12 protein-coding genes and 1 riboswitch are annotated in these 11737 nt (G+C 65.7%); of the genes, 6 read left to right on the plus strand and 6 right to left on the minus strand.

What is annotated here, in order from left to right; genetic code table 11:
• Nucleotides 1-500, minus strand: a 500-nt coding sequence (locus EN738_RS21565) for a class II fructose-bisphosphate aldolase (protein WP_189605918.1), incomplete at its 3' end; no start/stop codon positions are given.
• 267 nt (nucleotides 501-767) lie between these two features.
• Between EN738_RS21565 and EN738_RS21570 the strand changes: the two genes are divergently transcribed.
• From EN738_RS21570 to EN738_RS21580, 3 genes are read left to right on the plus strand one after another with little or no spacing between them, the layout of a single operon-like run.
• On the plus strand, nucleotides 768-1538 hold the full coding sequence (locus tag EN738_RS21570) for a DeoR/GlpR family DNA-binding transcription regulator (RefSeq protein ID WP_127285482.1): 771 nt from the start codon (nucleotides 768-770) through the stop codon (nucleotides 1536-1538).
• On the plus strand, nucleotides 1525-2310 hold the full coding sequence (locus tag EN738_RS21575; protein WP_127285483.1) for a triose-phosphate isomerase: 786 nt from the start codon (nucleotides 1525-1527) through the stop codon (nucleotides 2308-2310). Before EN738_RS21570 ends, EN738_RS21575 begins: the two co-directional genes overlap by 14 nt.
• A 28-nt stretch (nucleotides 2311-2338) precedes the next feature.
• Nucleotides 2339-2779 carry an RpiB/LacA/LacB family sugar-phosphate isomerase gene (locus tag EN738_RS21580; RefSeq protein WP_127285484.1) on the plus strand — a complete coding sequence of 147 codons (441 nt, stop codon included), beginning with the start codon at nucleotides 2339-2341 and terminating at the stop codon, nucleotides 2777-2779.
• Here EN738_RS21580 and dhaL read toward each other — a convergent pair.
• From dhaL to mtnK, 5 genes are all read right to left on the minus strand, one after another.
• On the minus strand, nucleotides 2776-3414 hold the full coding sequence (gene dhaL, locus EN738_RS21585) for a dihydroxyacetone kinase subunit DhaL (protein WP_127285485.1): 639 nt from the start codon (nucleotides 3412-3414) through the stop codon (nucleotides 2776-2778). The genes EN738_RS21580 and dhaL overlap by 4 nt on opposite strands.
• A gap of 11 nt (nucleotides 3415-3425) precedes the next feature.
• Nucleotides 3426-4439 (minus strand): dihydroxyacetone kinase subunit DhaK, encoded by a 1014-nt coding sequence (locus EN738_RS21590; protein WP_189379608.1) that lies wholly within the window; start codon nucleotides 4437-4439, stop codon nucleotides 3426-3428.
• A 68-nt stretch (nucleotides 4440-4507) separates the two neighbouring features.
• Nucleotides 4508-4981 (minus strand): 6,7-dimethyl-8-ribityllumazine synthase, encoded by a 474-nt coding sequence (locus EN738_RS21595; protein WP_127285487.1) that lies wholly within the window; start codon nucleotides 4979-4981, stop codon nucleotides 4508-4510.
• 78 nt (nucleotides 4982-5059) lie between these two features.
• Nucleotides 5060-5202: riboswitch (FMN riboswitch) on the minus strand.
• Nucleotides 5203-5279: 77 nt separating this feature from the next.
• Nucleotides 5280-6374, minus strand: a complete 1095-nt coding sequence (mtnA, locus tag EN738_RS21600; protein ID WP_127285488.1) for an S-methyl-5-thioribose-1-phosphate isomerase — start codon at nucleotides 6372-6374, stop codon at nucleotides 5280-5282.
• Nucleotides 6371-7645 carry an S-methyl-5-thioribose kinase gene (gene mtnK / locus EN738_RS21605; protein WP_127285492.1) on the minus strand — a complete coding sequence of 425 codons (1275 nt, stop codon included), beginning with the start codon at nucleotides 7643-7645 and terminating at the stop codon, nucleotides 6371-6373. The genes mtnA and mtnK overlap by 4 nt, the downstream gene beginning before the upstream one ends.
• 136 nt (nucleotides 7646-7781) lie before the next feature.
• Between mtnK and EN738_RS21610 the strand changes: the two genes are divergently transcribed.
• The 3 genes from EN738_RS21610 (at nucleotide 7782) to EN738_RS21620 (ending at nucleotide 11455) form a co-directional block, all read left to right on the plus strand.
• Complete coding sequence (locus EN738_RS21610) at nucleotides 7782-9293, plus strand: sugar ABC transporter ATP-binding protein (protein ID WP_127285489.1); 1512 nt, start codon at nucleotides 7782-7784, stop codon at nucleotides 9291-9293.
• Nucleotides 9294-9359: 66 nt separating this feature from the next.
• Nucleotides 9360-10355, plus strand: a complete 996-nt coding sequence (locus EN738_RS21615) for an ABC transporter permease (protein ID WP_127285490.1) — start codon at nucleotides 9360-9362, stop codon at nucleotides 10353-10355.
• Between the two features lie 47 nt (nucleotides 10356-10402).
• Complete coding sequence (locus tag EN738_RS21620) at nucleotides 10403-11455, plus strand: substrate-binding domain-containing protein (protein WP_127285491.1); 1053 nt, start codon at nucleotides 10403-10405, stop codon at nucleotides 11453-11455.
• Nucleotides 11456-11737 lie beyond the last annotated feature (282 nt).

The following is an 11737-nucleotide window of genomic DNA, read 5'->3' on the forward strand; positions in this document are numbered from 1 at the left end:
CTGATCGCGCCTTCGACGCCATGGCCGTCTTCCTGCTCGCCGCCGCCGCTCTCAAGCGAGCCGAGCACGCCGATCTCGCCTTCGACCGAGACGCCGCCCCAATGCGCCATGTCGACGACGCGGCGCGTGATGCCTGAATTGTAGGCGTAGTCGGCCGGCGACTTGCCGTCTTCCTTGAGCGAGCCGTCCATCATCACCGAGGTGAAGCCGTACTGGATCGCGGTGACGCAGGTGGCTTCGTTGTTGCCGTGGTCGAGATGCATGCAGACCGGGATGTCGGGGTGGATTTCGACCAGCGCGTCGATCAGCTTGGCAAGCACCACGTCATTGGCATAGGCGCGCGCGCCGCGGCTGGCCTGCAGGATGACCGGCGACTTGGTCTCCTCGGCCGCCTCCATGATGGCGAGGCCCTGTTCCATGTTGTTCATGTTGAAGGCCGGCACGCCATAGCCGTGTTCGGCGGCATGGTCGAGCAATTGTCTCAGTGTGATGCGAGCCACCCAATAGTCTCCCGTAACTGGTTTCGAATTCGGTTGCTGGCTGTTCGACCGTCGTCCAGCCCGCCGATGCTTCTGGCCGGAATCCCGGCGGACCGCAACCGTCCGGCACGTCGCAGGGAGCAATTCTTGTTACAGGTCGGCAATCTCCGGCAAAGGAAAATCCCACGCCATTGTCACATTATCACAGATATTATGATATGAATGCGATATCCGTTGTTATATATGGAAGAGCGACCAAAGCGCCCGGACGCTCGGAGGAACCGCGGAATGAAGAGCGACAGCCGCCGGCAAGGCGTCATGGATTTCCTAATGGAGGCCGGCACGGCCTCCGTCGAGGATCTCGCCGCGCGCTTCGGCGTCTCGAAGATGACCGTTCATCGCGACCTCGACGAGCTTGAGGAGAGCGGATTCCTGCGCAAGGTGCGAGGCGGCGCCTCGATCCAGCCGAGCGGCCTGTTCGAGAGCGATTTCCGCTACCGGCAAAAGCAGGCGGTCGGTGAGAAGCAGCGCCTTGCCGCCGCCGCCGTCGCCATGATCGAGCCGGGGCAGACGGTGATCATCGACGACGGCTCGACGGCGGGCGGCATTGCAGGGCACCTCGCCGATCTTCGCCCGCTGACCGTGATCTCCAACAATCTGGCCGTCATCCAGGACCTCGCCGGTGTTGGCGGCATCACGCTCATCGCGCTTGGCGGCCAGTACAGCAAGAAGTTCCACGGCTTCTTCGGCCTGCTCGCCGAGGAGACGCTGAAATCGCTGCGCGCGGACGTCGCCTTCCTCTCGTCCTCAGCCATCCACGGCGCCTCGGCCTTTCACCAGGACGAGGAGGTGGTGCAGACCAAGCGCCTCATGATGGCGGCCGCGGGGCGGAAATATCTGCTGGTCGATCACGGCAAGTTCGGCCGCACGGCGCTGCATTTTCTCACCGACCTCAAGGCGTTCGACGCGGTCTTCACCGGCAGCGAACTCGGCCAGCCCGTGCGGGACGAGCTGGAAGCCACAGGGGTTTCACTGACGGTTGTCGATGGCAAGGAATAGGGGAGCGGTACGCGTGGTCTACTGGGTCGGTACAAGCTGGAAGATGAACAAGACGCTCGCCGAGGCGCTCGCTTTCGCCAGGGCGCTGGCCGGCTTCGCGCCGGGGTTCGACCAGCGCATCCAGCCCTTCGTCATTCCGCCCTTCACGGCGGTGCGCGAGGTCAAGCAGGCGCTGGCCCCGACGCGCATCAAGGTTGGCGCCCAGAACATGCACTGGGCCGATGCCGGCGCCTGGACCGGTGAGATCTCGCCGCTGATGCTTGGGGATTGCGGCCTCGACCTGGTCGAGCTCGGCCACAGCGAACGGCGCGAGCATTTCGGCGAGACCGACCACACGGTCGGCCTCAAGACGGCGGCGGCGGCCAAGCACGGCCTGATCCCGCTGATCTGCGTCGGCGAAACGCTGGCCGAGCGCGAGAGCGGCAAGGCCGATGCGGTGCTGACCGCGCAGGTCGAGGGCGCGCTGCAATTCCTCGAAGGCGAGGCGAGGGGCGCAAAGATCCTGTTCGCCTATGAGCCGGTCTGGGCGATCGGCGACAAGGGCATTCCGGCCAGCTCCGACTATGCCGACAGGCAGCAGGCGCTGATCAAGACGGTTGCCGGCGGCCTGCTGCCTGCCGTGCCGCCGGTGCTCTATGGCGGCAGCGTCAACCCCGGCAATGCCGCCGAACTGATCGGCCAGCCAAACATCGACGGCCTCTTCATCGGCCGCTCCGCCTGGCAGGCGGAGGGCTACATCGACATCCTCCAGCGCGCCTCAGCCGCGATCTGACATCATCCGACCAGGAAAGGACACGACCATGAGAATAGCCATCGGAGCCGACAGCGCCGGCAAGCCGCTGCTCGACGTCATCGCCGCCCACCTCGCCACCAAGCCCGGCCTGACCGTCAGCGACCTCAGCCAGGCAGGCTTCTATGCCGACCTGTCGCAGAAACTCGCCCAGACCATCGTCGACGGCGAGAACGATCGCGGCATCCTGTTCTGCGGCACCGGCATCGGCGTCTCGATCTCGGCCAACAAGGTGCCGGGCATCCGCGCCGCACTCACCCACGACACCTATTCGGCCGAGCGCGCGGCGAAATCCAACAATGCCCAGATTATCACCATGGGCGCCCGCGTCATCGGTCCGGAGCTCGCCAAGGCGATCGTCGATACCTGGCTCGCCTCGGAATTCGACGAGAAGGGGCCGTCGGCCGGCAATGTTCAGGCGATCAACCGTTTGGATGCAGCAAAGGCCTAATTGAGACTGCTTCGCATCGCGCCGATGACGGTGACGGCCGAGGCAGCACCCGGGTCGATATGGCCGAGCGAACGCTCGCCAAGCCGCGAGGATCGGCCCTTGGCCGCGATCATGTCCTTGGTCGCTTCGGCGCCGCGTTCGGCGGCGGTCAGCGCGGCCTGCAGGCTCTCGGCCAGGCTTTTGCCCGCGGCATGCGCGGCGGCGGCCGCCTCGGCCGCCGGCTGCCAGGCGTCGATCATCGTCTTTTCGCCGATTTCGGCCTTGCCGCGATCCTTGATGCCTTGCGCCATCGCCTGGACCATGGCGATCACATCGTCTGCCGCCAGCGTCGCCTTGCCTTTGACGGCGGCGGCGGCGCGCATCAAGGCGGTCGCGTAAAGAGGTCCCGATGAGGCGCCGACGGCGTTGAGGAAGGATTTCGCCGCAGTGTTGAGCAGCGCCGTCGGCTCGATCGCCACAAGGTCGAGCGCGGCGAGCGCATCGCGCGCGGCATTGAAGCCGAGCGCCATCGCGATGCCGTGGTCGGCGTCGCCGATGACGCCGTCGAGCTGGCAGAGCCGGTCCTTGTCGGCCTCGATCGCCGCGGCGATGGCGACGAACATTGTCTTCAGCTCTGCCGTTCCGATGGCGGTCATGGACAGTCCCCTCAGCCGGCGCGGAACATGGCGCAGTCGCACGGATGGTCGAGCAGGGTCTGCAACTCGCCGTCGAGATGCTCCAGTGTCAGCGAGGCGCCAGCCATTTCGAGCGAGGTGCAGTAATTGCCGACCCAGGTCGCATGCACCGAGACGCCGATGTCGTCGAGCCGCTGCTTGACGCGCCGGTTCATGATGTAGAGCTCCATCAACGGCGTCGAGCCGAGCGAGTTGACCAACACCGCGACCTTGTCGCCACGCGACGGCGCCATCTCGGCAATGATCCTGTCCAGCATCTCGTCGGTGATCTCGTCAGCGGTCCTGAGCTTGCCGCGCGCGATGCCGGGCTCGCCATGGATGCCCATGCCGATCTCCATCTCGTCGGCGCCGATCTCGAAGTTCGGCCGCCGCGTCTGCGGCAGCGAGCAGGGCGACAGCGCCACGCCCATGGTGAAGGTGTGGTCGTTGGCCTTCCTGGCGATGCGCTCGACCTCGTCGAAGGAGAGCATGCGCTCGCAGGCAGCGCCCGCCGCCTTGAAGATGAAGAAATTGCCGGCGACGCCGCGCCGCTTCTGCCGCTGGTCGCGCGGCGCCGAGGCGACGTCGTCGGTGGTCAGCACCGTGCGCACCTCGATGTCGTCCATCGCCGCCATCTCGGCCGCCATGTCGAAATTCATCACGTCGCCGGCATAGTTGCCGTACATGAACAGGACGCCCGCGCCGCCGCTCACCGCCTTGGCGCATTCGAGGATCGGGTCCGGCGGCGGCGAGGCAAAGACATTGCCGATCGCCGCGGCATCCGCCAGCCCCTTGCCGACGAAGCCGAGAAAGGTCGGCTCGTGGCCCGAGCCGCCACCGATGACCAGCCCGACCTTGCCTGGCCGCGGCCCGTCGCGGGCGATGATCGAGCGCGGGCTGCCGTCCACGCTCCTGAGGTGGCGAGGATGCGCGGCCAGTATTCCTTCCAGCATCTCGTCGACGGAACGGTTGCCGTCGTTGATGATCTTCTTGGTCTGCACCGGCATCCTCCCGATCTCGGTTTTTTCGCGATACTAGAGGCTGTTACCGGGATTGCCACCCCGGCAACCGCGCCTCACGCCGCGATCTTTTCCCGCGCCGCACTTATCTCAACGCAGGCCTTGGCCGCTTCCTTGCCCTTGACCTGGAAGTGCTCGAAGAAGAAGCGGTGGTGCTCGGCGCTGTCGTGATAATTGTGCGGCGTCAGCACCGCCGAAAGCACCGGCACGCCGGTCGCAAGCTGCACGGTCATCATCCCGTCGAGGACGGCGCCGGCGACGAAATCGTGCCGGTAGATGCCGCCATCGACGACGAAGGCGGTGCCGAGGATCGCGGCATAGCGGCCGGTCTCGGCGAGGGTCTTGGCATGCAATGGGATCTCGTAGGCGCCGGGCACGTCGAAGACGTCGACGGTGAAGCGGCCGCCGCCGAGAACGGCAAGCTCCGCCTCGAACGCCGTCACGCACTGGTCGACGATGTCGGCGTGCCAGCGCGCCCGTATGACGGCAACGTGGCGGATTTCATAGTCTTTTGGGGAATGCTGATTCATGGGTCCATCCTTCCGTTTCGAACCAGAATCAGGACGCACGATACGAAAACCCGGCCCGCGCGAGCGGCCCGTCCTTCCGTTCGTTCTCTTTCATCCGGACTGTGACCGTCGGCTCCGGAATCACACCGGATCTGCTGACCTTCCCTTCCGGGAAGCGCTCGCGGGCTTGAGCCGAGGCTCTTACCGCCGGTGGGGACTTTCACCCCGCCCTGAGAACTTTAACGGTGAAGCTATGGAGGGGGAGGGCGGCGCTGTCAATTAGCGCCGTCGCCGCAGCTGCCAATCTCCCTCCTTGTGGCTAACCACGCTCCGGGAACATCGCCTTCAGCCCCTCGCGCGAGGCCTTGGCGACGCCGCGCTCGGTGATCAATCCCGTGACCAGCCGCGCCGGCGTCACGTCGAAGGCCGGGTTTGCCGCCGGCGTCGCTTCCGGCGAGACGCGCACCTGGGCGATCTCGCCCTTGGCGTTCTTGCCCCAGACCAGCGACACCTCGTCGCCGGAGCGCTCCTCGATCGGGATTTCGGCGAGCCCGTCGCCCACCGTCCAGTCGATGGTCGGCGAGGGCAGCGCGACATAGAACGGCACGTCGTTGTCGGAGGCGGCCAGCGCCTTGAGATAGGTGCCGATCTTGTTGCAGACGTCGCCGTCGGCGGTCGTGCGGTCGGTGCCGACGATGACCATGTCGATCTGGCCACGCTGCATCAGGTGGCCGCCGGCATTGTCGACGATCAGCGTGTGCGGCACCCCGTGCCCGGCCATTTCCCAGGCGGTCAGCTGGGCGCCCTGGTTGCGCGGCCTGGTCTCGTCGACATAGACGTGGACCGGGATGCCGGCTTCGGTCGCCAGATAGATCGGCGCTGTGGCGGTGCCGTAGTCGACGGTCGCCAGCCAGCCGGCATTGCAGTGGGTCAGGATGTTGACTGTCTCGCCCGGAGCTTTTCGCGCCGCGATTTGCTTGATGATGGCAAGCCCGTTCTCGCCGATGGCGCGGTTCAGCCCGACATCCTCGTCGGCGATCTCCGCTGCGCGCTTGTAAGCGGCCTCGGCGCGCTCGGCCGGCGGCAGCGGCTTGAGAAAGCGCCGCATCTCGTCCAGCGCCCAGCGCAAATTGATCGCCGTCGGCCGTGTCGCGTGCAATGTCTCCCAGACGGCGTCGAGCGCCGCATCCGACGGGTCGCCTTCCATCTGGATGGCGACGCCATAGGCGGCGGTGACGCCGATCAGCGGCGCGCCGCGCACCCACATGTCTCGGATCGCGGTGGCGATGCCGGCAACGGTGTCGATCTTCTCGATGCGGAACTCATGCGGCAGCCAGCGCTGGTCGATGATCTCGACCGAGCGGCCGTCGCCGCTCAGCCAGATGGTGCGGTAGTGGCGCTCGCCGACGTTCAAAGGCTGCTCTCCTGTTCGATCCGCGCGGCCAGATTGTTGACCTCGTCGATGCCATGGATCTGGCGCCGGTTGACGGCGATGTGGCGGCCGAACTTCAGCGCCTTCGCCTCGCATGTGGCGCGCAGATCCTCATCGGCAATGGCCTCGAAGTCGGCATTGTGGGCGAGGCCGAGGATGCGCCGGTGCACCTCGATGCCGGCAAAGCCGAGCAGGTCGGTCCAGATCGAATGCAGCATATGGTCGAGCGCCTGTTCGGCGCCGAGCCGATCGCCCTGATCCTCGAACAGGCTTCTGTGGTAGAGCATGCCGGTGCGCTCGGTCCGCCACAGATGCGAGAACTCGGCGCGGAACACAGCCCAGGTCTCGGCGGTGACCCCAAGCAGATAGGCGCGCATGGCGTCGCGTTTTTCCGTCTGCTCATGGCCGCGCTGCGAGAAGAACGACATCCAGAAATTTGCGAGCAACATGCCGACGTCGAAGGCGATCGGCCCGTAGAAGGCGAACTCCGGGTCGATCATCCGGGTTTCGGTATCGGTGACCATGATCGAGCCGGAATGCAGGTCGCCATGCAAGAGCGTCTCGGCATTGGCGGCGAAGAGATGCTTCAGCCGCTGCGCCTCGACTTTGAGATCGCGGTCGGCGCGCAGCTCGGCGACCAGGCCGTCGAGCTGCGGCGACGTATGCCGGTTCAGCTTGGCGTCGAAATAGGGATCGGTGAACACCAGGTCCTCGGTGATGCCGCAGAGCTCGACATTGTCGGCGAACAGCGCCAGATCGGCTTTGCGGTCCTTGGTCGGCATATGCAGGTCGGAGCCGCGGAACAGGGTGCGGGCCATGAACAGGCCGATGTCGCGGGCGATGTTCGGCAGTTGCCGGCCTTCGATCAGCGCACGTCGCAGGATGATGTGCGGCGGCGCCAGATATTCCATGACGATCAGCGCCTGAGCCTCGTCGAAATGGTGGATCGACGGCACCGAGCCGGGCGCTCGGCGCTCCTGCCTGGTCAGCGCGTGATACTCGAAGAAGGAGCGCTTCAGCGGCAGCGGCCAGCTGTCGCCGACCAGCCGCACATAGGGCAGGGCCTGCTTGACGACGACCGCGCCTTCGGCGCCCTCGACGATGAACACCAGGTTGAGATTGCCGTCGCCGACCTCACGCACCTTCCAGCGCCGGGCATCCTTGCCGATCTGCGCGGTGACGGCCTCGTTGGCGCCGAGGCGCGCCGGCAGCGTTTCGACCGATAGTGCTTCGAACGGCAGTTTCTGCGTCATCATCATCCTCTCGCTTATGCGCTCCGAACATAACGGAGGCATGGCGGCGGGGCCAAGCTAGGAAGCAAGCTGGCAATTGTCAATCGTGTTGACAATTGCCGATATAGCCCATAGCGTCGGGGTCAGGGAGGAATGAATGGGCACTGGTGCCGTGTTCCGCGTGGACGGCCTGAGGAAGTCCTTTGGCCATATCGAGGTGCTTGGCGGCATCTCGCTCGACTTGCATGCGGGCGAAGTCACCGTGCTGATGGGCGCCAACGGCGCCGGCAAATCCACTCTGGTCAAGATCGTCAGCGGCGTTTACGAGCGCGGCGGCGGCATGATGCATCTCGCCGGCGAGGACTTCGCGCCGAACACGCCGGCCGAGGCGATCCGAGCCGGCGTCGTCACCGTGCATCAGAACATCAATGACGGTGTCGTCGCCGACCTCGACGTCGCCACCAACCTGACACTCGACAGGTTGAGCGGCAGCGGCGCGCCGACTTTCTTCAATCCGGGCCGGGTGCGCCGCGAGGCCAGGGCCGTTGCCGATCGCATGGGGCTCGCCATCGACCTCAAGGCCCGCGTCAGCGACCTGTCGCTGGCAGACCGGCAGATGGTGGCGATCGCGCGGGCCATGGCGCACCGGCCGAAGGTGCTGATCCTCGACGAGCCGACCTCGTCGCTGTCCAGCGCCGAAGCCGACCGGCTGTTCCAGCTGATCGACCGGCTGCGCGAGCAGAGCGTGGCGATCCTCTACATCTCGCACCGCATGTCCGACATCCGCCGCCTTGCCGACCGCATCGTCTCGATGCGCGACGGCGTGGTCAGCGGCGTGTTCGACAACAAGCCGCTCGACTATGAGGGCGCCGTCAACGCCATGCTCGGCCGCAAGATCCATCTCGACCGGGTGGTCGCGAGAAGCTCGGCGCGTGCTGTCTTCACCGCGGAAGGCCTGCGGATCGCGCAAGGGTCGAAGCCGATCTCGATGACGCTCGGCGCCGGCGAGGTGGTGGCGATCACCGGCTTGGTCGGCGTTGGCAAGACGGCCCTGGCTGAAACCCTGTTTGGCGTGCGCCGGCCGCTCGCCGGCGTCATGACCATGGACGGCAAGCCCTATGCGCCGGCCTCGGCCGGCGAAGCGATCGCCGCCGGCGTCTTCCTCGTCGCCAAGGACCGCGCCACCAGCGGCATCGTCGGTGGCTTCAACATCGAGCGCAACATCAGCCTGCCCTTCCTCAAGCGCCTGTCAGACTTCGGCATCATGAAGCGCCGCGCCGAACGCGGCATCGCGCGCCGGCAGATCGACGAGCTCGCCATCGTCTGCCGTTCGGAGCGGGACGAGCTTTCCGCACTTTCGGGCGGCAACCAGCAGAAGGTGATGGTCGGCCGCTGGATGTCGCAGGATGCAAGACTGTTCATCCTCGACGAGCCGTTTCAGGGCGTCGACATCTCGGCCCGACGCGACATCGCCGCCAAGCTCCGAGCCAGCGCTGACGGCCGCGCCACGCTGCTCTTCGTCACCGAGCTCGACGAGGCGCTGGAGACGGCGGACCGCATCCTTGTGATGTCGGAGCAGACGATCGTCGGCGAGCACAGGAACGAAGACATCGATCTCGAGCGGCTGCTTGCCGAAGTGGCGGGCGGCCCGCTGCACAGCGCGGCGTGAGATCATGGACAGCAATGGAGCAGGCATGCGTTGGACTGACACGGCAACGGCGCCGGAGAGCGACGCATGACGGTGCGTGACCACGCCATCCGCTACGGCTTCATCGTCCTTCTGTTCGGCCTGATCGCCTATTTCGCGGTCGCCGCCGACGGCTTCGTGTCGCCGCAAAGCGCAGTCTTCATCTTCCAGTCCGTCGCCATCACCGGCGTGCTGGCGCTCGGCGTCACCGCCACCTTGGTGGTCGGCGGCTTCGACCTGTCGATCGGCTCGGTGGCCACCAGCGCCATGATGGCGGCCGCCTATGTAATGGTGGTGCTGGAACAGAACGCCGTCGTCGCGGTCGTCGTCTGCCTGCTGATCGGCGCCGCCGTCGGCCTGATCAACGGCTGGCTGATCGTTTATATGCGGGTGCCCGACCTGCTCGCCACGCTCGGCATGATGTTCCTGCTCGTCGGCCTGCAGCGCATCCCGACCGAAGGCCGCTCGATCGCCACCGGCATGACCATGCCCGATGGCTCGGTCGCCAACGGCAAGTTCGGCGAAGCCTTCCTGGCGCTCGGCCGCCATCGCTTCGATTTCTTCGTGCCAAACCTCGTTCCGGTGTCGGTCGTGGTGCTGATCGTGCTGGCGCTGCTGATCTGGTTCTTCCTCGAATACACCCGCTTCGGCCGCATGATGTATGCCGTCGGCAGCAATGAGCGCGCCGCCGAACTCGCTGGTGCGCCGGTCAAGGCCTACAAGATCTGGGCCTACGTCATTTCGGGCGTCTTTGCCTCGATCGGCGGCATCCTGCTCGCCGCCCGGCTCGGCCGCGGCGACATCGCCTCCGGCAACAATCTGCTGCTCGACGCGGTGGCCGCCGCGCTCATCGGCTACGCGGTGCTCGGCGCGGCCAAGCCCAACGCCTTCGGCACCGCCGTCGGCGCGGTCTTCGTCGGCGTCTTGCTGCAGGGCCTGACGATGATGAACGCGCCTTACTACACGCAGGATTTCGTCAAGGGCGGGGTTCTCGTCGTCGCCCTTGTCTTCACCTTCGCCCTTTCCGGCAGGGGCAGGAGATAGGTTCGACCGGGGCATATTTTCGAGTTCAACAATGTGGAGGAAACAAAGTGAGCATTACAAGAAGACTTTTGGGGAAGGCGGCGCTCGGGTTGGCTGGCGCCGCGCTGCTGATGCAGGGGACCGCGATGGCCGCGGACAAGCCTGCGCCCTTCGACAAGCCGGGCGTCAAGATCGCGCTGGTTCGCTATCTCTCGACCGGCGACTTCTTCCAGGCCTATCTCTCCGGCGTCGAGGCGCAGGCCAAGGCGCTCGGCGTTGACCTGCGCGTGCTCGACAGCCGCCAGGACGCCGCCCTCCAGGCCGACATGGTCGACCAGGCCATCGCGCTCGGCGTGCAGGGTATCATCATCCAGCACGGCCTGACGGAATCGATGAAGGATGCCGCCCAGCGCGCGGTCGATGCCGGCATCAAGGTCGTCGCCTTCGACGTCAATGTCGAGAACCCGAAGATCCCGCAGATCGAGCAGTCCGACCGCGACCTTGCCCGCCTCGCGCTGGAGCAGGCGGTCACCGACAATGGCGACAGCTGGAAGGCCGGCTATGTCTACGTCGCCGGCATCGCGCCGCTCGACCGCCGCAACGAGACCTGGGTCGACGTCAAGAAGAAGCATGCCGGCATCGACGAGGTCGCCATGTTCGGCACGCTCGACAACCCGATTGCCAACTCGGTCGCCAACCAGGCGCGTTCGGTGCTGTCGGCGCATCCCGACATCAAGGTGATGTTCGCCCCCTATGACGAATTCGCCAAGGGCGTGAAGATCGCCGTCGACGAGGCAGGCATGAACAAGGCCATCAAGATCTATTCGGCCGACATCTCGACCTCGGATATTTCGGCGATGCGCGAGCCTGACAGCGCCTGGGCCGCCACCGCCGCCACCAACCCGGCCGTCGTCGGCCAGGTCTCGGTGCGGGCGCTGGCGCAGCTGCTTGCCGGCGAGGATCCCGGCCACAACGTCATCGTGCCGCCGACGCTGATCACCCAGAAGGAACTCATCGACAAGGACATCAAGAACATGGAGGACCTGTCGGCCAAGCTGCCGCAATTCGCCCATGCCGATGTCGCCATGCCCGCCTGGATGCCCAACCCGAACGCCAAGTAGTTCTGGTCTAGGCGCGTCGCCTCTGATGGTATTGATGCGATGCGCTTCCGACCCCCAACTGCTGCACGCACTTGGCGACACTAGCAACGTTGGCGCTGCCCCTCATCCGCCTGCCGGCACCTTCTCCCCGTATAGTGACGGGGAGAAGAGGCTGGTGTCCGAACCGGATAGATAGGTAACAGAATGGACCGATTGCATAGGTGACAGTTTTCTCCCTCGCCGGAGGACCCGGCGATGGTTTGGCGAGAGACTGGCATCATGGACGAGCGGCTTCGTTTTGTA

The sequence above is a fragment of the Mesorhizobium sp. M4B.F.Ca.ET.017.02.2.1 genome (genome assembly GCF_003998955.1).
In the GTDB taxonomy this organism is placed as follows: Bacteria; Pseudomonadota; Alphaproteobacteria; order Rhizobiales; family Rhizobiaceae; genus Mesorhizobium; species Mesorhizobium abyssinicae.

Coding starts and splice junctions, on each gene's coding strand:
- EN738_RS21575 (WP_127285483.1), top strand. CDS start 1,525: ATGGCAAGGAATAGGGGAGCGGTACGCGTGGTCTACTGGGTCGGTACA.
- EN738_RS21595 (WP_127285487.1), bottom strand. CDS start 4,981: ATGAATCAGCATTCCCCAAAAGACTATGAAATCCGCCACGTTGCCGTC.
- EN738_RS21610 (WP_127285489.1), top strand. CDS start 7,782: ATGGGCACTGGTGCCGTGTTCCGCGTGGACGGCCTGAGGAAGTCCTTT.
- EN738_RS21590 (WP_189379608.1), bottom strand. CDS start 4,439: ATGCCGGTGCAGACCAAGAAGATCATCAACGACGGCAACCGTTCCGTC.
- EN738_RS21615 (WP_127285490.1), top strand. CDS start 9,360: ATGACGGTGCGTGACCACGCCATCCGCTACGGCTTCATCGTCCTTCTG.
- dhaL (WP_127285485.1), bottom strand. CDS start 3,414: ATGACCGCCATCGGAACGGCAGAGCTGAAGACAATGTTCGTCGCCATC.
- EN738_RS21570 (WP_127285482.1), top strand. CDS start 768: ATGAAGAGCGACAGCCGCCGGCAAGGCGTCATGGATTTCCTAATGGAG.
- EN738_RS21580 (WP_127285484.1), top strand. CDS start 2,339: ATGAGAATAGCCATCGGAGCCGACAGCGCCGGCAAGCCGCTGCTCGAC.
- mtnK (WP_127285492.1), bottom strand. CDS start 7,645: ATGACGCAGAAACTGCCGTTCGAAGCACTATCGGTCGAAACGCTGCCG.